Raw genomic sequence first — 18,817 nt, 5'->3', positions numbered from 1 at the left:
CGCGGTCACGCGAACAGCCCGCCGTCGACCTGCAGGACCGTCCCGTTGACGTACGAGGCCGCGTCGCTGCAGAGGAACGCGATGGCGGCGGCGACCTCCTCGGGCTCGCCGAGCCGGCCGGCGGGGATGCGGTCGACCATCGCGTCGGCGCCGACCTCGGCGGTCATCGCGGTGGTGACGAAGCCGGGTGCGACGGCGTTGACGGTGATGCCGCGCTTGCCGACCTCGCGGGCCAGCGCCTTGGTCAGGCCGACCAGCCCGGCCTTGGACGCCGCGTAGTTGGCCTGGCCGGGGTTGCCGTGCAGCCCGACGACGCTCGAGACGTTGACGATGCGGCCGTGGCGGGCGCGCAGCATGCGGCGCAGGACCGCACGGCTCAGCCGGAACGAGGCGGTGAGGTTGACCGCGAGGGTGCGCTCGAACGCCTCGTCGTCCATGCCGAAGACCAGCCCGTCGGCGGTGACCCCGGCGTTGTTGACGAGGACGGCGACGCCACCCACGTCCTCGACCGCGGCCTCGAGCGGCCCGATGTCGCTGCCCAGGTCCGCGGCGACGGTGCGGGTCTCGACGCCGTGGGCCTCGCAGTCCGCGGCGACCGCCGCCGCGCCGTCGGCGTCCCCGCCGTAGCCGATGATGACTCCGCAGCCGTCGGCGGCCAGCGCCCGGGCCGTCGCGGCCCCGATGCCCTTCGACGCGCCGGTCACCAGCGCCCAGCGGCCCTCCGCCATCAGAGCTCCTCCGGGGTGGTCACGGCCGTGCGGCCGATCGAGCGGTCGATCCGCTTGATCATCGCGGTCAGGACCGGGGTGGCGCCGAGCTCGACGACCTCGTCGACGCCGGCGTCGCGCATGGCGAGGACGCTCTCGCGCCAGCGGACCGGCTTGACGACCTGCTCGCGCAGGAGGGTCGGCCAGTCCCCCGCCGCGGTGTGGGGGCGTGCGTCGACGTTCGCCACCACGGGGACGGCGGCGTCGGCGAACGGGGCGGCGTCCAGCGCCTCCCCCAGCGGCTCGACGGCTGCCGCCATGTGCGGCGAGTGGTAGGCCGCCCCGACCGGGATGTCGCGGACCTTGCCACGCCCCTCCGCCAGCAGGTCCTTCACGGCGGCGAGCTGCGCGGGGGTGCCGCTGACCGTGATCTGGCCGTCCGCGTTGTCGTTCGCGACGTGCGCGCCGGCCTCGGCGCAGGCGCTCGTGACCTCGGCCACGTCGAAGCCGAGCGCCGCGATCATCGTGCCGGGCATCGCCTCCGCCGCGGCCTGGGTCGCCCGTGCCCGGACGTCGACCAGCCGCAGGGCGTCGGCGAAGCCGAGCGCGCCCGCGGCGACCAGGGCGTCGTACTCGCCGAGGGAGTGGCCGGCGGCCATCGCGACCTCGACGTCGGGGTGGGCGTCGCGCCAGGCCTCGAGCAGCACGACGTGGTGGACGAACAGCGCGACCTGGCAGTTGAGGGGCTCGCGGAGCTCGTCGGCGTCCGCGTCGACGCCGAGGCGGGTGACGTCCCAGCCGAGCACGTCGTCGGCCTCGGCCCACCGGGCGGCCGAGGGGTGGTCGCGCCACGGGACGGCCATCTGGGGCTGCTGGCTGCCCTGGCCGGGGAAGACGACGGCGATCATCGGCGGGTCGCTCCGCGGTGTGGCGGCGGCCAGGCGGCCTCGGCGGGTGCGGTGCTCATCGGCGGATCACGACTCCTCGGCGGTGGGGTGCTGCGGCAGGCTATCGGCCCCCGCAGGGCCGGGTGCACCGGCTGCGGGCGCACCGGCTGCGGGGTACCCGATCGGGTCGTCGACGAGGACGGCGGTGCCACCGACGAGGGCGATCGCCGTCACCTGGGTCACCAGCACGTCGATGCCGGCGAGCGCGCCGGGGATGCGGGTCCGGGCGTGCACGTCCTGCGCCGCGGCGGCCACGTGCGCGGCGGCCGCCCGGACCACGGCGCCGCTCGCGACCGCATAAAGCCCGCCGGCCGGGGTCGGGACGAGCAGGACGTCAGCGGTCCCCTCCCCCACCGCGAAGTCCACGTCGACGTGGCCCTCGAGCGCCCACGCCAGGTCGGCGTGGATGACGAGGTGGTGGTCCGCCTCCCCTGCCGCGGTGGCGGCCGCGAGGTGCGCGCGGTCCGCGACGACGGCGACCGGGTCGGCCGCCCGCAGCAGTCGGGTCCACGTCGACGGGGCGGCGGCCGGCGGGAGCGGCAGGACCCGGATGCCGGCGCGGCTGGCGACGAACGGCGCGATGAACAGGTCGAGGTCGTGGCCCAGCGCGACGGCGACGACGTCCCCCTCCTCCGCCACCCGTCGGATGGACGCGGCGGCCCGGGTGACCGCGTCGTCGAGCTCGGCCCACGTGAGGCTGCCGGAGGGCGCCTCCACGGCCGTCCGGTCGCCCCAGCGGGCGGCGGCGCGGCGCAGCAGCTGATCGTGTGACGCAGGGTGGTCGGCGACCGCCTGAGGGGTCGTCGTGGCGTCTGCATCGGGAGGCACTGACATACTGGTCGCCCGCAGATGGTAGCCACCGATCCACACCCGACGGCCGCGCCGCCGGACACGACCGCGTTGGCGATCGACGTCCGCGGGCTGGTCAAGGCCTACGACGGCCGACGTGTCGTCGACGAGGTCGACCTGGTCGTGCCCGCGGGGCAGGTCGTGGCCCTCCTCGGCCCGAACGGCGCCGGCAAGACCACGACCGTCGAGTGCATCGAGGGGTTCCGCCGCCCCGACGAGGGGGCTGTCCGGGTGCTCGGGCTCGACCCGGTCGCCGACCGCCCGGCGCTCGCCCCCCATCTCGGGGTGATGCTGCAGGAGGGCGGTGTGTGGCAGGCCGCGACCCCGCGTGAGGTCCTGCGGCTGTACGCCCGCCTGCACCCCGCCCGCTGGGACCCCGAGGAGCTGCTGGAGGCCCTCGGCCTGACCGGGGTCGCGCGGTCGCGGTACCGGTCGCTCAGCGGTGGGGAGAAGCAGCGGCTCAACCTCGCCCTCGCGCTGGTCGGCCGCCCACGCGTGCTGATCCTCGACGAGCCGACGACCGGGATGGACCCCGAGGCGCGGACGACGACGTGGGAGCTGATCCGCCGCCTCCGCGGCGACGGGGTCTCGGTGCTGCTGACGACCCACTTCATGCGCGAGGCCGAGCACCTCGCCGACCAGGTCGCGGTCATGGGTGAGGGGCGGGTCCTCGCCGTCGACAGCCCGGCCGGGTTGGTCGCCCGCTACGCGCCGTCGGGCATCACGATCACCACCCCGGACGACATCGACGCCGACGCGCTGTCCGCGGCGCTCGGCGGCGTGCCGGTGGTGGCGGAGGCGGCGGACCGCTGGCTGGTCGAGGCGGATGCGGAGACCGCGCAGGGCCTCCTCGGCCGCATCACCGGCTGGTTCACCGGCACCGGGCACCACCTGACCGGGGTGACCACGGGCGGTGAGGGGCTCGAGACCGCCTACCTCGAGCTGACACGCCAGGCCTTCGGCAGCCCCGCCCGCCTGCCCGAGGGCGCCGAGGAGGTGCGCACCCCGTGACCGCGACCCCGGTGGAGGGGCACGCTGACGGCGTGGGCCGTCGTGCCGCCCGGCTCGTCGCGCAGACGGGGATGGAGCTGCGCCTGCTCCTCCGCAACGCGGAGAACCTGACCGTCACCTTCGGCATCCCGACCGGGCTGTTGGTCTTCTTCAGCCTCGTCCGGGTCCTGCCCGTGCCGGACGACACCGAGCCGGTCGCGTTCCTCGCCCCGGGGATCCTGGCCCTGAGCGTGATCGGCGCGGCGATGGTCTCCCTCGGCATCCAGACGGGGTTCGAGCGGTTCTACCTGGTGCTCAAGCGCCTGGGCGCCACCCCGCTCCGGCGGGGCGAGCTGATCGCGTCGAAGGCTCTCGCGATCCTCGCCGTCGAGGTCGTCCAGGTCGTCGTGATCGTCGGCGTGGCGCTGGCGCTCGGCTGGCGGCCCGAGGGCGACCGGCTGGCGCTGGTCGTCCCGGCGATGCTGCTCGGGACCGCGGCCTTCGCCGGGATCGGCATGGGCCTGGCGGGACGGCTGAAGGCGCTCGCGACCCTCGCGCTGGTGAACGCGCTGTTCCTGCTGCTGCTGATCTCGAGCGGGATCATGTTCCCGCTGGACCGGCTGCCCGAGGCGATGCAGGTCGCCGCTAGGATCCTGCCGGCCGCGCCGCTGGCCGACTGGCTGCGCGCGGCGTTCGAGGGTGACGCGATCCCGGTGACGTCGCTGATCGCCCTGCCGGTCTGGGCCGTCGCCGCACCGGCGCTGGCAGCCCGCGCGTTCCGCTGGGACTAGCCGGGGGTCCACCCCGGGGCCCGCACTCCATCCCGGGGGCCGCTGTCCCCGCAGGGTCCCGTCGTCCACCCCAGGGGTCGCTGTCCACCCAGGGGGTCTGTCGGCTTCGTTGCGCCTGCCGCAACAGACCTGACAGACCTGCACCGGGGCGGGCGCCCCCTCCCCCAGGCCTGTCGTGTTCGTTGCGCGTGCCGCAACAGACCTGACAGACCCCCCTCGTGCAGGTCCCCCGCCCGCTGCAGGTGCCCGTCCCGCGGACCCCTTCGGTCCTAGATCGCGACGCCGGCGGCCAGGGCGAACAGGAGCAGGCCGAGGTAGCCGATCGAGAACCGGAAGACCTTCATCGCCGGCGCGTGGACGGCCTCGTCGTCCGGGTCCGGGTGGGCCAGACCGACCCGGTGCAGCCGCAGGGCCAGCTGGGCGAAGCGGGCCCCCAGCAGCACGGCGGCGACCAGGTACAGCACGCCGGCCTGGGCGACCAGGCCGAGGGCCAGGCTGAAGCCGACCATGATGAACGTGTAGCCGACGATCTGGCGGGTGGTCTCCACCGTCCCGGCGACGACGGGCAGCATCGGGATCGACGCGGCGGCGTAGTCGTGGCGGTAGCGGATCGCCAGCGCCCAGAAGTGCGGCGGGGTCCACAGGAACACGATGGCGAACATCAGCCACGCGGTCAGGGACAGCTCGCCGGTGACCGCCGACCAGCCGGCCAGCACCGGGACGCAGCCCGCCGCCCCGCCGATCACGATGTTCTGCACCGTCCGCGGCTTCAGGTACGCGGTGTAGACGATGACGTAGAAGGCGTTGGCGGCCAGGATCAGCACCGCGGTCAGCAGGTTCACCACCACGGCGGTCAGCGCGAACGACACGACGGCGAGCAGGCCGGCGAACACCACCGCGGCCGTCGTGCCGATCGCGTGGCGCGGCAGCGGCCGGCGGCGGGTCCGCGCCATCAACGCATCGGAGTCCCGCTCGATGATCGAGTTGAAGGCGTTCGCGCTGCCCGCCCCGAGCGTGCCGCCGACCAGGGTGGCGACGACCAGGCCGACGTCGGGGATGCCCCGCTCGGCGACGACCATCGCCGGCAGGGTGGTGACGAGGAGCAGCTCGACGATCCGGGGCTTGGTCAGCGCGACGTACGCGCGGACGACATCGCCCGTGGACGTGGGCTGGGGGCTGGTGAGGGTCGAGGCGCTCACAGGGCCGGCACCGCCGTCTCGGCCGTCGAGGTGTCGTCGACGTCGGAGCTGGACCCGTCGCCGTCGGACCCCGACAGCGACAGGGGCACCAGCACCATCGCCGCCAGCATCCACGACGCGACGGCCAGGTGGGGGATCACGGTCAGGAACGACAGGTTGCTCCACAGGTTCGCGACGCCGAGCAGGATCTGGACGACCACCAGCACAGCGGCCACGCGGGCCCACGTCAACGGGGCGCCGCGGACCCCGGCGCGTCGCAGCCGGGCGGCGACGGACATGATCAGGGCCGCCACGACGAGGGCGAGGTAGCGGTGGGCCACGTTGGTGGCGTCGGCCTCGACGGTGATCGGGCCGATGGAGAACAGCCCCATCGCCGGGTCGGAGACGAACGCCAGCCCGCCGGCGATCCCGGTCAGGTGCCCGCCGATCAGGATCTGCAGCCACAGGACGCCGGTGACGACCAGGCTGGTGCGCCACAGGCGGGCCCGCACCGGATCCGCCGGCGCGCGCACCGGCCCGCGCGCCCGCACGGCCAGGTAGATCATCAGGGCCATCGTGGCGGTGCCGAGCCCCAGGTGGGCGGTGACCAGCTCGACCTGCACGAGGTTCCAGACCACGAACGCGCCCAGCAGGGCCTGGATGTTCACGGCCACCGCGGCGCCGACGGTCGGCCACAGCAGCCCCGGCTGGCGGCGGTACCGCACCAGGGCCCAGATCAGCAGCGCGGCGATCTGCAGCCCGAGCGCCCCGGCGAGCAGCCGGTGGGAGTGCTCGAGCCAGATGTTGACCCCCGTGACCGTGCGGCCCAGGCCGTCCACGAACTCCCCCGACAGCGGCGGCAGGAAGTCGCCGCCGGTGAAGCACCCCGGCCAGGTGGGGCAGGCGAGCCCCGAGTCCGTGGCGCGGGTCGCGCCGCCGACGGCGATGACGACCAGCGACGTGACGGCGGCGGCGATGGCCAGCCGGCGGAACGCCGGGCTGGTGGGGGCGACCGACGCGGCGGCAGGCGGGGACGCGAGGTCTGAGGAGGCAGTGGGTGAGGACACGATGAGCGGGGCCTATCGGTGCGACGTCGGGCGGCAGGGACGGCCTCTCGGATGCATCGACGCCACGTCGAGCGCTGCCGACCGGGTGGCCGGAGTCTACGCGCTCCGCCCCGGACGGCCCCAACTCCGAGCCCGACCGACACCCCCACCCGAGGCGCCACGGCGGTGCGCCAACCGCTAGCCTGCAGCGGCGTGAACGCCTCCTCTGCGACCGACGCCGACCAGCTCGCCATCAGCGCCATCCGCGCGCTCTCCATCGACGCGGTCGAACGAGCCGACTCGGGCCACCCGGGCGCGCCGATGGGACTGGCGCCGCTCGCCTACGTGCTCTTCACCCGGCACCTGAAGCACAACCCGGCGAACCCCGGCTGGATCGACCGCGACCGCTTCGTCCTGTCGGCCGGGCACGCGTCGATGCTGCTGTACTCCCTCCTCCACCTGACGGGGTACGAGCTCTCGATCGAGGACCTGAAGGACTTCCGCCAGCTGGAGTCCCGCACACCCGGCCACCCCGAGAGCTTCGCGACCCCGGGTGTGGAGACGACCACCGGCCCGCTCGGCCAGGGCGTCGCCAACGCCGTCGGGTTCGCCCTCGCCGAGAAGCTGGTCGCGGCCCGCTTCAACCAGCCGGACGAGGACCCGGTCATCGACCACCGCACGTGGGTGATCGCGAGCGACGGCGACCTGATGGAGGGCGTGGCGTCCGAGGCCTGCTCGATCGCGGGGCAGCTGGCGCTCGACAACCTGGTCGTGATCTGGGACGACAACTCGGTGACGCTCGACGGGCCGGCCAACTGGTCCTTCGACGTCGAGGACGTCGTCAAGCGCTTCGACGCCTACGGCTGGCGGACCCTCGAGATCGCCGACGGCAACGACGTCGCGGAGATCGACCGGGTCCTCGGCGAGGCGGCGCAGTCCGACGGACGGCCGACGTTCGTCCGGCTCGTGACCACGATCGGGTTCGGCGCGCCGACCAAGGCCGGCACCAACAAGGCGCACGGGTCGCCGCTGGGTGCGGAGGAGGCCGCGGCCGCGAAGGAGGCGTACGGCTGGACCCACGAGCCGTTCGTCGTGCCCGACGAGGTCTACGAGGCCGCCGACCAGCGCGAGCGGGGCGCCGCGGCCGAGTCGGCGTGGGACGAGCGGTACCAGGCCTTCGAGTCGACCCACCCCGACCTGGCCGAGGAGCTCGAGCGCGCCATGGCCGGCGAGCTGGCCGAGGACTGGGACGAGGGGCTGCCCGAGTTCGAGGACGGTCACACCGAGGCGACGCGGCAGTCGAGCGGGGCGGTCATCCAGCGGCTGGCCGCCGCGGTCCCGGAGCTCATCGGGGGCTCCGCCGACCTGGCCGGGTCCAACAAGACCACGATCGAGAACTCCGCCGCCGTCACCCGCGAGCTCTTCGCCGCGCGGAACATCAACTTCGGCGTGCGCGAGCACGCGATGGCCGGGATGGCCAACGGGATGCTGCTCCACGGTGGCCTGCGGCCCTTCGTCGGGACCTTCCTGACCTTCAGCGACTACATGCGGGGCTCCATCCGCCTGGCCGCCCTGTCGGGGCTCGGCGTCATCTTCGTGTTCACCCACGACTCGATCGGCCTCGGCGAGGACGGGCCGACCCACCAGTCCGTGGAGCACCTCGCCGCGCTGCGCGCCATCCCGAACCTGCGGGTGATCCGCCCCGCGGACGCCCGGGAGACGGTCGGCGCCTGGATCGAGGCGATCCAGCGGACCGACGGCCCGACCGCGCTGGCCCTCAGCCGGCAGGGCGTGCCGGTGCTGCCGGGCAGCGACGCGAGCCAGGTGGCGCTCGGCGGCTACGCGCTGAACGCCGTCGACGACCCGGACCTGGTGCTGGTCGGCACCGGCTCGGAGGTCCAGCACTGCGTCGAGGCCGCGCGGATCCTCGCGGAGGAGGACGACCTGGCGGTCCGGGTCGTCTCCCTCCCCTGCATGGAGGCGCTGTCCGACGGCGACGAGGACTACGCCGACGAGCTGCTCGGCGCCGGCGACGTGCCGGTCCTGAGCGTCGAGGCGGGCGTCAGCTTCGGGTGGGAGCGCTGGGCCGACGACCACGTGGCGATGGACGACTTCGGGGCCTCCGCACCCGGGGAGGTCCTGATGGAGGAGTTCGGGTTCACCGGCCAGGCGGTGGCCGAGGCCGCCCGCGAGCTGCTCGACGACTGGGAGGACGAGGACTGATGGGGACGATCGCCGACATCGAACGGGCGGGCCAGGCGATCTGGCTCGATTCCATCAAGCGGTCCTACCTGGGCGACGGCGCCTACCTGCAGGGCCTGATCGACGCCGGGGAGGTGTACGGGCTGACGTCGAACCCGTCGATCTTCGCCGCCGCGGTCGCCGACGACACGATGTACGACGACCAGGTCGGCCAGCTGGCGGCTGAGGGCGCGGAGCCCCGCGACATCCTCTGGGCGGTCATGATCGCCGACATCACGACGGCCTGCGACCAGTTCGCCGAGCTGTACCGCTCGAGCGACCGGCGCCACGGCTACGTCTCGATCGAGGTCGATCCCTCCCACGCCTTCGACACCGACGCGACGATCGCGCAGGCCCGCCGGCTGTGGGGCGAGGTCGACCGGCCGAACCTGATGGTGAAGGTCCCGGGGACCGAGGCCGGCCTGGCCGCCATCACCGCGCTGATCGCCGACGGGATCAACGTCAACGTCACGCTGCTGTTCAGCGTCGAGCGCCACCGCGCCGTGATGGACGCCCACGCGACCGGCCTCGAGCGCCGGCGCGAGGCGGGTCAGCCCCTCGACCACGTCGCCAGCGTCGCCTCCTTCTTCGTGTCCCGCGTCGACGGCAAGGTCGACCCGCTGCTGCCGGAGGGCCACGAGCTGCGGCACCGCATCGCGATCGCCAACGCGCGGGCGGCCTACGACGCCTTCACGACGCACCTCGCGAGCGAGCGCTGGCAGTCCCTCGCCGGCCACGGGGCGCAGCCCCAGCGGCCGCTGTGGGCCTCGACCTCCACGAAGGACCCGTCGCTGCCCGACACCCTGTACGTCGACGAGCTCGTCGGCCCGGACACCGTCAACACGGTGCCCGAGCAGACCCTCGACGCGGTCCGGGACCACGGCGCGGCGCCGACGGACAAGCTGAGCGGCGCCGGTCCCCAGGCCGCGTCGACCCTGGCGATGCTGGCTGACGTCGGCATCGACCTCGGGCAGGTCACCAAGGAGCTCGAGACCGAGGGGGTCGAGAAGTTCATCGCGAGCTTCGACGAGGCGGTCGAGACGGTCGCGCGCAACCTGTAGCCGCTGATCCCCGACCAGATCGTCCTCAGGTCCGACCGCGATCGGCCGATCCTCACGCTGATGTGGATCGCGCACGGTGATCCGATGACCTCGAGGATCAGCACATGAAGAAGTTCTCCTGCGGCGACGTCGTCCCCGGCTGCGACGCGCAGTTCACCGGCGACTCGGTCGAGTCGATCCTCGGCCAGGTGGCCGCCCACGCCGGGGCCGACCACGGCCTGGCGACCGTCCCGCCGGAGCTGGCCGACGAGGTCGTCGCCCGCATCCGCTGACCTGACGGGTCCACCCGACCGGGTGGCGTCGTGAGGGCCGACCGATGATCCACACGAGCACCGCGCCGTCGCGGGCGGACCTTCTCGCGGTCCTGGCCGACCCCACCCAGCCGTCGCTGGTGGCCCAGCCGATCGTCGACCTGGTCCGCGGCAGCGTCGTCGGGTACGAGGTGCTGTCGCGCTTCGGCGGTCCCCCGCCGGACGCCTGGTTCGCCGCCGCGCTGTCCGAGGGCCTCTCGGGCGCGCTCCAGGCCCACGTCGTCGCACAGGCCCTGCGGCTGCGTGCGCTGCTGCCGCCGAACACGTTCCTGACCGTCAACGTCGACCCCAACGACCTGATGGGCGACGAGGTCGCCGCGGTCCTCGCCGCGGCGCCCGCCCGGCTCGACCGGATCGTCCTCGAGCTGACCGAGCACACCCGCATCGGCGACCTGCCCGCACTGCGCGCGGTCCTCGAGGGGTTGCGCCGTCGCGGGGCGATGGTGGCCGTCGACGACGTGGGGTCCGGCTACTCCGGCCTGCAGGCTCTGCTGGCACTGCGACCGCAGATCGTCAAGGCGGACCGGTCGCTGGTCGACCGCCTCGACGCAGAGCCCGCCCAGCAGGCCGTCCTCTCGATGCTGGGGCAGCTGGCGGGGCGGATGGATGCCTGGCTCCTGGCGGAGGGGATCGAACGGCCCGAGGAGCTCGTCGAGCTGATCCGCCTCGACGTCCCCCTCGGGCAGGGCTACCTGCTGGCCCGACCGGCCGCGGACCTGGTCCGCGAGATCCCGGCGGCGCTCTGCGACGTGGTCCGCGACACGGCCACGCGCCTGCACCTCGGCGACGTCGTCGTCAGCCTGGTCGACACCGTCCCGCTGGTGCACGCCGAGGACGAGGTGCCGCCGGGCGTGGAGGTCGCGGTCCGGGTCGATCCGCTCGGCCGGCCCCGCGCGGTCCGCTGGCACGGCTACTGGACCGACGGGCCGCTGCTGGTCAAGGGGTCCGAGGCGCTGCGCGACGTCGGTCTGCGGATGGCGGACCGGACCGGCCACGACGCGCTCACCCCGGCGGTGGTGGTCGACGGGCGCGGGTGCGCCACCGGGGTGCTGCGCGCCGAGCGGCTGCTGCGGCGCCTGGCGCTCGGCCACTGACCGCCCTGGTCAGCGGTCGGGGCGGTGCACGACCTCGTCGAGGCTCCGCCGCGGTCGGCGTCGCGCGGACCCGACCGCGGTGTCGTCTGCGGCGTGGCCGATCGTGACCAGTCCCAGCGGCGTCCAGTGATCGGGGACGTCCGCGGCCCGGCGGAGGTCCGCGGCGGGGACGTCGAGGAACCCGGCGGCCAGGCCCTCGTCGATGGTGGCGAGCAGCAGCATCATCAGCGCGGCGCCACCGTCCACCCACCAGTACGGCACGTCCCAGCCGGACGGGCCTCGCGAGGCCTCCTTGTCGGGCGCGGCGTAGCGGGCCTCGTAGTCGGCGATGGCGACGCAGGGCACGACGTGCACCGGCGCGACCGACAGCCAGGGCGCCAGCCCTCGCGCGAGGGCGGCGGGCTCGCCGCACGCGTCCGCGACCCGTCGGCGGGCGGCGGCATCGGTCACGACGACGAAGCGGTGGGGTTGGGCGAACCCGGCGCTCGGCGCCCGACGGGCGGTGTCGAGGATGCGGTCGACCACCTCGTCGGCGACCGGGTCGGGGCGGTACGACCGGACCATCCGCCGTCGGCTGACGACCTCGGAGAAATCCACGGTCGCCTCAGTCGTCGTCGGGATCGTCCTCGCCGACCGGGCGTCCGGTCACCGGCGCCACGGCCTCGGCGGGACCGCGCGAGCGGGACATCGGGGTGAGCGTCGCCGGGTGGAGGGTCGTCCACCCGTCCTCGGTCGGGACGTGCAGCGCGCGGCAGGCGCCGGCCCAGGCCAGGTCGGCGGTGCCGGTCAGCACGCCCTTGCCGCCGCGGCCCTGGGTGGGGAACTCGCTCGCGTCGACGATCTTCGCGCGACCGTCCACGTCGAGGACGATCACGTCCACGGCGTCGGCGACCACGGACGCGGAGACGACGCGCTGGCCCTTCGGGACCTTCAGGCCGGCCACGCCGGCGGCGCGGCGGCCCATGGCGCTCACGTCGGCCAGGCGGAAGCGGATGGCGAGGCCGCCGGAGTGGGCGACCAGCAGCTCGTCGTCCTCCTCGGCGCCGAGCACGGCCACGATCTCGTCGCCGTCCCGGATGCCCGCGGCGATCGTCTGGCGCAGCCGGCCCTCGTACTCCGCCCGCTCGGTCCGCTTGACGAGCCCGTTGGCGGACACGGTGACGACGAACGGGCTGCGGCCGAGGTCGACCGCCCCGGCGAGCGGGGCCTCGAGCGAGGTGTCGAGCACGCCGCCGAGGTGGCTGCCGCGCTGCCGCATGGACGACACGGTCACGTCGCCGCCGTCGACCCGGTAGCCGTTCCCGGCGGTGTCGACGGCCAGCAGCACGTCGTCCGCCATCGCCCGCACCACCGCGACGACCGGGTCGTGCGGGGCGTTGTGCGGTGCGGTCACGCGCTTGCGGGCGACGGGCTTCACGTAGCCGCCGGCGGTGACGTAGGTGGTGACCTCCTGCGCGGCGAGGAGCGGGGCGGCGGCCTGCTGGTCGTCGTCCGCGGCGGGGGCGGACATGCCGATCCGACTGCGGCGGGGGGTGCCGTGGGTCTCGGCGATCTCGCCCAGCTCGCCGGCCAGCACCCGGTCCAGGCGGGCGGGGTCGGCCAGGATGGCCTCGAGGTCGGCGATCCGGACGACCAGCTCGTCGTGCTCGGCCTGGATCTTGTCGCGCTCCAGGCGGGCCAGCCGGCGCAGCTGCATCTCGAGGACGGCGGTCGCCTGCACCTCGGTCATGGCGAAGCGGTCCATCAGGCCGGTCCGCGCGTCGGCGGGCGAGTCGCTGGCCCGGATCAGCGCGATGACCTCGTCGAGGTTGTCGAGCGCGATGAGGTACCCGAGGAGCACGTGGAGGCGCTCCTGCGCCTTGGCCAGCCGGTGCCGGGTGCGGCGGGTCAGTACGACCCGCTGGTGGGCCAGGTAGCCGTGCAGGACGTCGAGCAGGCCGAGGGTGCGGGGGCGGCCGTGGTCGAGCGCGACGACGTTGCAGTTGAAGTTGGTCCGCAGGTCGGTCAGGTCGTAGAGCCGCTCGAGGGTGGCGGCGGCGTCCTCCCCCCTCTTCAGCTCGATGACCACCCGCGTGCCGTCGCGGGACGACTCGTCGCGGAGGTCCCGGATGCCGTCGAGCTTCCGGCCCTTCACCAGGTCGGCGATCTTGGTGAGGAGCGCCGCCTTGTTGACCTGGTAGGGGATCTCGGTGATCACGATCCGCGGGAGGCCGCCGGAGCGCGTCTCGGCGGCGGCGATCGCCTGGATGGTGACCGCGCCCTTGCCGCTCTCGTAGGCGTCGCGGATGCCGTCGCCGGCGACGATCTGCGCGCCGGTCGGGAAGTCCGGACCCGGCAGGACCTCCATGACCTCGTCGAGGGTCGCCTCGGGCCGCCGGATCAGGAGGAGGCAGGCGTCGATCGTCTCGACCAGGTTGTGCGGCGGGATGTTCGTCGCCATGCCGACGGCGATGCCGGTCGATCCGTTGACCAGCAGGTTCGGGAAGCGGCCGGGCAGCACGACCGGCTCGACCTCGTGGCCGTCGTAGTTGGTCTGGAAGTCGACGGTGTCCTCGTCGATGCCCGCCAGCACCTCCATCGCCAGCGGGGAGAGCCGGCACTCGGTGTAGCGCATCGCCGCGGGCGGGTCGCCGTCGACGGACCCGAAGTTGCCACGACCGTCGACCAGCGGGTCGCGGATGGCGAAGTCCTGGGCCATGCGCACCAGCGCGTCGTAGATCGAGGAGTCGCCGTGGGGGTGGTACTTCTTCATCACGTCGCCGACGACGGACGCGCACTTGCGGTACGGCTGGTCCGCGCGCAGCCCCGCCTCGTGCATCGCGTGGAGGATGCGCCGCTGCACCGGCTTCAGCCCGTCGCGCAGGTCCGGCAGCGCGCGGCCGACGATCACCGACATCGAGTAGTCCAGGAAGGACTGCTCCATGCGCTCGGCGATGTCGACGTCGACGATGTTCCCGTCGTCCAACAGAGATCCCTGGGCGCTCATGGCCCCAGTGTGACAAGCGCGTGCGACATGGCCGGGGAGGCGGTGCGAGACGCCTGTCGACATCCCGCTCGGGAGCGGACGGGTGGACGGTGAGTGGATGGAATCGACAACGCCAGCGGGGTCGCAGGGATGGAATCGACATCCCCGGCGTGCACACGCGCCTCATCCACCCTCATGACCGCCCAGGAGCCACAGATCAGCGGCGCAGGACCGGATCGCGGTGTCGAATCCATCCGGGGTGTCCAGTGGAGGGTGTCGAATCCATCCGCTGAGCGGGACCGACGCCGCTGCGACCCCGCGCCGTCAGGTGCCGGTCCGGCGGTAGTCGGTCAGGCTGGCCCCGACGCTCTGGGCCAGGACCGCGAGGCGGCCGAGGGGCAGGCCGATCACGCTGGTCTCGGAGCCCTCGAGGTGCTCGACGAAGATGCCGGCGATCCCCTGGATGCCGTAGGCGCCCGCCTTGTCGAGGGGCTCGCCGGTGTCGACGTACCACTGGATCTCCGACGGGCTGAGGCGGCGGAACCGCACCTTGGTGCGGTCGACGCCGGAGGCGCCCTTCGGCCCCAGCTTGACCGCGACGCCGGTCAGGACCGAGTGCTCCCGGCCGCTGAGGGCCTGCAGCATCAACCGGGCCTTGTCCGGCGTCCCCGGCTTGCCGAGCACCTCGCCGTCCACGATCACGACGGTGTCGGCGGCGACGACCAGGTCCTCCATCTCCGCCTCGACCGCCGAGACCTTGCGTCGGGCGAGGCGCTGCACCATCGCGGCGGGTGCCTCGCCGTGGCGTGGCGACTCGTCGACGTCGGCGGGGCTGACGACGACGTCGAGGCCGAGGCGGTCGACGAGCAGCTCCCGACGGCGCGGGGAGCCGGAGGCCAGGATCAGGCGGCTCACGCGGTCAGCCGCCCGAGACCACGTCGGCGGCGGCAGCGGCCAGCGGCGCGGGATCGTCGCGGGAGTCGAGCCAGCCGTGGGGCAGGCTGACGGGCTTGGGTCCGTGGGAGTGGCCGCGGTGCATCTCGAGGGCACTCTCGGGCATCTCGACGTCGAGGTCCACGACCGCCAGCAGCTCGTCGAGCTGGTCGAGCCGCTCGACCTGGCGGAGGGCCAGGCGCAGCGGCCGGCCGAGGTCGATGCCCTGGAGGTACCAGCCGGTGTGCTTGCGGATGTCGCGCATGCCGGCGTCCTCGCCCAGGTGGTCGACCAGCAGCCGGGCGTGCTCGCGGAGCATGTCGGCGATCTCGCGCAGCGTCGGGGGCGGCGGGACGGGACGCCCGGCCAGCGCGGCCTCGAGATCGCGGAACAGCCACGGCCGGCCCAGGCACCCGCGGCCGATCACCACGCCGGCGCAGCCGGTGCGGGCGATCATCGCGACCGCGTCGGAGGCCTGCCAGATGTCGCCGTTGCCGAGGACCGGCACGTCGTCGCCGATCGCGTCGACCAGCCGGCCGATCGCGTCCCAGTCGGCGTGGCCGGCGTAGGCGTCCTCCGCGGTCCGGCCGTGGAGGGTCACCGCTGCCGCGCCGGCGTCCCGAGCCGCCCGGCCGGCGTCGAGGTAGGTCAGGTGGGCCGCGTCGATCCCCATGCGCATCTTCACGGTGACCGGGCGGCCGTCGGCGGCGCGGACGGCGGCGTCGACCAGCCGGGCGAACAGGCCGGTGCGCCACGGCAGCGCCGCCCCGCCGCCGTGGCGGGTGACCTTCTTCGCCGGGCAGCCGACGTTCAGGTCGACGTGGTCGACCAGGTCCCGCTCGGCGAGGAGCGCCACGGCCGCGTGCAGCTCGTCGGGGTCGGTGGCGTAGAGCTGGAGGGAGCGGGGGTCCTCGTCGGGGCTGAACGCCGCGCGGAGGACGGTCCGCTGGCGGCTGTCTGGCGCGTCGTCGGCCCAGCGGTCGGCATCGCCGGCGTCGCGGGCGAGGTCCAGGTGCCCCTGACGGGCGGCCTCGACCAGGGCGCGGGCCCCGACCATCTCGCTGACGTACAGCCCGCCCCCGTACCGGCGGCACAGGGTGCGGAACGGCGCGTTCGTGACCCCGGCCATCGGGGCCAGCACGATCGGCGGGTCGGCGACGACGGGCCGGCGACCGGCGTCCAGGACGAGGGGCTGCATCCCCTCCGATGCTGCCAGCCCTCGCCGCGCCCGTGGCCGTGTCCGGCCAGGGTCACACGTCGATGTTGTCCGCGTACTCGGCGTTCTCCTCGATCCAGGTCCGCCGGTCGGCTGCGCTGTTGCCCATGAGCAGCCCGAAGGTCCGCTCCGCCCGGGCGGCGTCCTCGATGCCGACGCGCAGGAGGGTGCGGGTCTGGGGGTCCATCGTGGTCCGCCACAGCTCCTCGGGGTTCATCTCACCGAGGCCCTTGAACCGCGACACCTCGACGCCCTTCGGCGCCTTCGGGTCGACCTTGAAGACCTTGCGGAGGATCTGGTCGCGCTCCTTGTCGGTCATCGCGTACTCGATCGTGGTCTTGCGCCGCAGCTCGTAGAGCGGCGGCTGGGCCAGGAACACGTGTCCCTTGTCGAGCAGGTCGGGCATCAGCCGGTAGAAGAACGTCAGCAGCAACGTGGTGATGTGGCCGCCGTCGACGTCGGCATCGCTCATCAGGATCACCTTGTGGTACCGGAGGTTCGTGATGTCGAACTCCGGCTCCACCCCGGTCCCGATCGCCTTGATCAGGTTGGCGATCTCCTCGTTCGCGAGGACCTTCCGCAGCTGGGCCTTCTCGACGTTCAGCACCTTCCCCCGCAGGGGCAGGATGGCCTGGCGGTCCCGGTCGCGGCCCTGCTTCGACGACCCGCCCGCCGAGTCGCCCTCGACGATGTACAGCTCGGAGTCCTCGGGGTTCCGCGAGGAGCAGTCGGCCAGCTTCCCGGGCAGCCCGGCCGACGTCGAGTCGAGGATCCCCTTGCGACGGGTCAGGTCCCGGGCGGCCTTCGCGGCCTGCCGGGCCTGCGCGGCCACGAGCGCCTTCTGCACGATCTTGCGGCCCTCGGAGGTGTTGGCCTCGAGCCACTCCGACAGCACCTCCCGCACGGCCTTCTCGACGAACGTCCGCATGACCGCAGATCCCAGCCGGCCCTTGGTCTGCCCCTCGAACTGCGGGTCGGGCATCTTGACGCTGACGACCGCGACCATGCCCTCCTTCAGGTCGTCGCCGGTGACCTTGTCGGGCCCCTTCGCGACGAACAGCCGCGCCTGGTCCTGCCCCCAGGAGTTCAGGGTGCGGGTCAGCGCGGTCCGGAACCCCTCCTCGTGGGCGCCGCCGTCCGGCGTCCGGATGATGTTGACGTAGCTGCGCGTCGTCTCGCTGTGGCCCTTCTCGAGCCACGTCACCGCGATGTCGCACGCCATCGCCCGCCCGTCGACGGTCTCCTCGCGCGTCACGACCAGCGGCTTGGACAGCAGCGCCCCCCGGCCGCCGAGGAGGTCGTCGACGAAGTCCGCCAGCCCGTGGGCGTACCGGAACGTCTCCGTGGACCCGTCGCGCCGGTCGGCGAAGTCGATCCGCAGGCCGGGGTTGAGGAGCGCGGTCTCCTTCAGCCGGGTGCGGATCGTGTCCGCGTCGAAGTCGAGGGTGTCGAAGATCTCCGGATCCGGCCAGAAGCGGACCAGCGTGCCGGTCTTCTTGGTCGTCTTGACCGCCTCGAGCTTCTTGGTCCGCTTGCCCTGCTTGAACTGCATGGCGTGGACGGCCCCGTCGCGGCTGACCTCCACCTGGGTCTTGATGGCGAGCGCGTTGACGACCGACACGCCGACGCCGTGCAGGCCGCCGGACACCGCGTAGGCCTGCTGGTCGAACTTCCCGCCGGCGTGGAGCTTGGTCAGGACGACCTCGACCGCGGGCTTCTTCTCCTTCTCGTGGGTCTCGACGGGGATGCCGCGCCCGTCGTCGGCGACCTCGATGCCGCCGTCGGCGAGGACGGTCACGGTGATCACCCGGCAGTGGCCGGCGAGGTGCTCGTCGACGGCGTTGTCGACCACCTCCCAGACGAGGTGGTGCAGACCCCGGCGGTCCGTCGACCCGATGTACATGCCGGGTCGCTTGCGGACCGCCTCGAGGCCCTCGAGGACGCTGATGGACTTCGCGGAGTACTCAGCCATGGGTGTGGCCATGATGCCAAGGACCTGCGACACCACCGGGCAGGCGGCGCAGGCCTGCCCGGTTCCGCTGGTCAGACCCGCCGTCTGGCGCGCCGTCGGGCGCGCGGTCTGGCGCGACGCCAGATCGCGACCCCGCAGGCGAGCGCCACCCCGACCCCGGTCGTGCACAACGCCACGGCGCCCCCGCGCATGCCGGCGGCGATCGCCACGCCGGCACCCGAGGCGACCACCAGCGCGACGCCGGCGATGACGGTCAGCGCGCGGATCTGGCCCTCCACCGCCGCCGTCGGCGCGCGCTCGAGCGCCCGCCGGTTCGACGCGGACACCCCGAGGACCAGCCCGAGCAGCACCGCGGACATGCCGAGCCCGCCGGCGACGGTCGCGACGAAGCGCACCGGGGAGGGGTCCTCGGTCACGGCGACCCCGATCGCCCCGACCAGCAGCGCCCAGAACGGGATCGAGCACAGCCGGACCCACCGCGTGCGGTCCTCGCCCTCCATCTCCGAGACCCTACTG

Annotated in this window: 17 protein-coding genes; 6 read left to right on the top strand and 11 right to left on the bottom strand. The window is 73.7% G+C overall.

Translation table 11 applies throughout. From position 1 onward, the window contains the following. Positions 1 to 5 precede the first annotated feature (5 nt). The 3 genes from fabG to ACEQ2X_RS13010 form a co-directional block, all read right to left on the bottom strand. Entirely contained in the window at positions 6 to 728 is a 723-nt protein-coding gene (gene fabG / locus ACEQ2X_RS13020; protein ID WP_370326244.1) for a 3-oxoacyl-ACP reductase FabG, read from the bottom strand. Then, a complete protein-coding gene (locus ACEQ2X_RS13015) occupies positions 728 to 1,615 on the bottom strand; it encodes an ACP S-malonyltransferase (RefSeq protein WP_370326243.1) in 888 nt (295 codons plus the stop codon). Before ACEQ2X_RS13015 ends, fabG begins: the two co-directional genes overlap by 1 nt. Positions 1,616 to 1,681: 66 nt before the next feature. Beyond that, the gene (locus tag ACEQ2X_RS13010; protein ID WP_370326242.1) at positions 1,682 to 2,482 is read right to left on the bottom strand and encodes an AMP-binding protein; all 801 of its coding nucleotides are present in this window, start codon (positions 2,480 to 2,482) and stop codon (positions 1,682 to 1,684) included. Between the two features lie 21 nt (positions 2,483 to 2,503). On the opposite strand from ACEQ2X_RS13010, the gene ACEQ2X_RS13005 reads away from it, so the two are divergent. Together ACEQ2X_RS13005 and ACEQ2X_RS13000 are read left to right on the top strand one after the other, a co-directional pair. After that, a complete protein-coding gene (locus ACEQ2X_RS13005; protein ID WP_370326241.1) occupies positions 2,504 to 3,514 on the top strand; it encodes an ABC transporter ATP-binding protein in 1,011 nt (336 codons plus the stop codon). Next, positions 3,511 to 4,284 carry an ABC transporter permease gene (locus ACEQ2X_RS13000; RefSeq protein ID WP_370326240.1) on the top strand — a complete coding sequence of 258 codons (774 nt, stop codon included), beginning with the start codon at positions 3,511 to 3,513 and terminating at the stop codon, positions 4,282 to 4,284. Before ACEQ2X_RS13005 ends, ACEQ2X_RS13000 begins: the two co-directional genes overlap by 4 nt. A 269-nt stretch (positions 4,285 to 4,553) precedes the next feature. Here ACEQ2X_RS13000 and ACEQ2X_RS12995 read toward each other — a convergent pair whose 3' ends face one another. Together ACEQ2X_RS12995 and ACEQ2X_RS12990 are read right to left on the bottom strand one after the other, a co-directional pair. Beyond that, positions 4,554 to 5,483, bottom strand: coding sequence for a heme o synthase (locus ACEQ2X_RS12995; protein ID WP_370326239.1), 930 nt, complete (start codon positions 5,481 to 5,483; stop codon positions 4,554 to 4,556). After that, positions 5,480 to 6,529, bottom strand: a complete 1,050-nt coding sequence (locus tag ACEQ2X_RS12990; RefSeq protein ID WP_370326238.1) for a heme A synthase — start codon at positions 6,527 to 6,529, stop codon at positions 5,480 to 5,482. The genes ACEQ2X_RS12995 and ACEQ2X_RS12990 overlap by 4 nt, the downstream gene beginning before the upstream one ends. Before the next feature lie 192 nt (positions 6,530 to 6,721). On the opposite strand from ACEQ2X_RS12990, the gene tkt reads away from it, so the two are divergent. From tkt to ACEQ2X_RS12970, 4 genes are all read left to right on the top strand, one after another. Then, complete coding sequence (tkt, locus tag ACEQ2X_RS12985; protein WP_370326237.1) at positions 6,722 to 8,731, top strand: transketolase; 2,010 nt, start codon at positions 6,722 to 6,724, stop codon at positions 8,729 to 8,731. Next, the gene (tal, locus tag ACEQ2X_RS12980) at positions 8,731 to 9,810 is read left to right on the top strand and encodes a transaldolase (RefSeq protein WP_370326236.1); all 1,080 of its coding nucleotides are present in this window, start codon (positions 8,731 to 8,733) and stop codon (positions 9,808 to 9,810) included. The genes tkt and tal overlap by 1 nt, the downstream gene beginning before the upstream one ends. A 104-nt stretch (positions 9,811 to 9,914) precedes the next feature. Further along, a complete protein-coding gene (locus ACEQ2X_RS12975) occupies positions 9,915 to 10,082 on the top strand; it encodes a DUF1059 domain-containing protein (protein WP_370326235.1) in 168 nt (55 codons plus the stop codon). 44 nt (positions 10,083 to 10,126) lie between these two features. Then, a complete protein-coding gene (locus ACEQ2X_RS12970) occupies positions 10,127 to 11,215 on the top strand; it encodes an EAL domain-containing protein (RefSeq protein ID WP_370326234.1) in 1,089 nt (362 codons plus the stop codon). A 9-nt stretch (positions 11,216 to 11,224) separates the two neighbouring features. Here the strand turns inward: ACEQ2X_RS12970 and ACEQ2X_RS12965 are convergent, their stop codons facing one another. The 6 genes from ACEQ2X_RS12965 to ACEQ2X_RS12940 all read right to left on the bottom strand — a co-directional run bounded on the left by ACEQ2X_RS12965 (position 11,225) and on the right by ACEQ2X_RS12940 (position 18,801). Further along, positions 11,225 to 11,812, bottom strand: coding sequence for a nitroreductase family protein (locus ACEQ2X_RS12965; protein WP_370326233.1), 588 nt, complete (start codon positions 11,810 to 11,812; stop codon positions 11,225 to 11,227). Positions 11,813 to 11,819: 7 nt separating this feature from the next. After that, on the bottom strand, positions 11,820 to 14,201 hold the full coding sequence (locus ACEQ2X_RS12960) for a DNA topoisomerase (ATP-hydrolyzing) subunit A (RefSeq protein WP_370326232.1): 2,382 nt from the start codon (positions 14,199 to 14,201) through the stop codon (positions 11,820 to 11,822). A gap of 303 nt (positions 14,202 to 14,504) precedes the next feature. Further along, complete coding sequence (locus ACEQ2X_RS12955; RefSeq protein ID WP_370326231.1) at positions 14,505 to 15,095, bottom strand: nucleoside triphosphate pyrophosphatase; 591 nt, start codon at positions 15,093 to 15,095, stop codon at positions 14,505 to 14,507. A 4-nt stretch (positions 15,096 to 15,099) separates the two neighbouring features. After that, complete coding sequence (locus tag ACEQ2X_RS12950; RefSeq protein WP_370326230.1) at positions 15,100 to 16,311, bottom strand: tRNA dihydrouridine synthase; 1,212 nt, start codon at positions 16,309 to 16,311, stop codon at positions 15,100 to 15,102. Between the two features lie 52 nt (positions 16,312 to 16,363). After that, a complete protein-coding gene (locus ACEQ2X_RS12945) occupies positions 16,364 to 18,301 on the bottom strand; it encodes a type IIA DNA topoisomerase subunit B (RefSeq protein WP_370326229.1) in 1,938 nt (645 codons plus the stop codon). A gap of 71 nt (positions 18,302 to 18,372) precedes the next feature. Beyond that, a complete protein-coding gene (locus tag ACEQ2X_RS12940) occupies positions 18,373 to 18,801 on the bottom strand; it encodes a hypothetical protein (RefSeq protein ID WP_370326228.1) in 429 nt (142 codons plus the stop codon). Positions 18,802 to 18,817: the final 16 nt, after the last annotated feature.

The sequence above is a fragment of the Euzebya sp. genome (assembly GCF_964222135.1).
Taxonomy (GTDB): Bacteria; Actinomycetota; Nitriliruptoria; order Euzebyales; family Euzebyaceae; genus Euzebya.
Note: the sequence above shows the minus strand (reverse complement) of the source record. Positions and strands in the feature narration are given on the sequence as shown.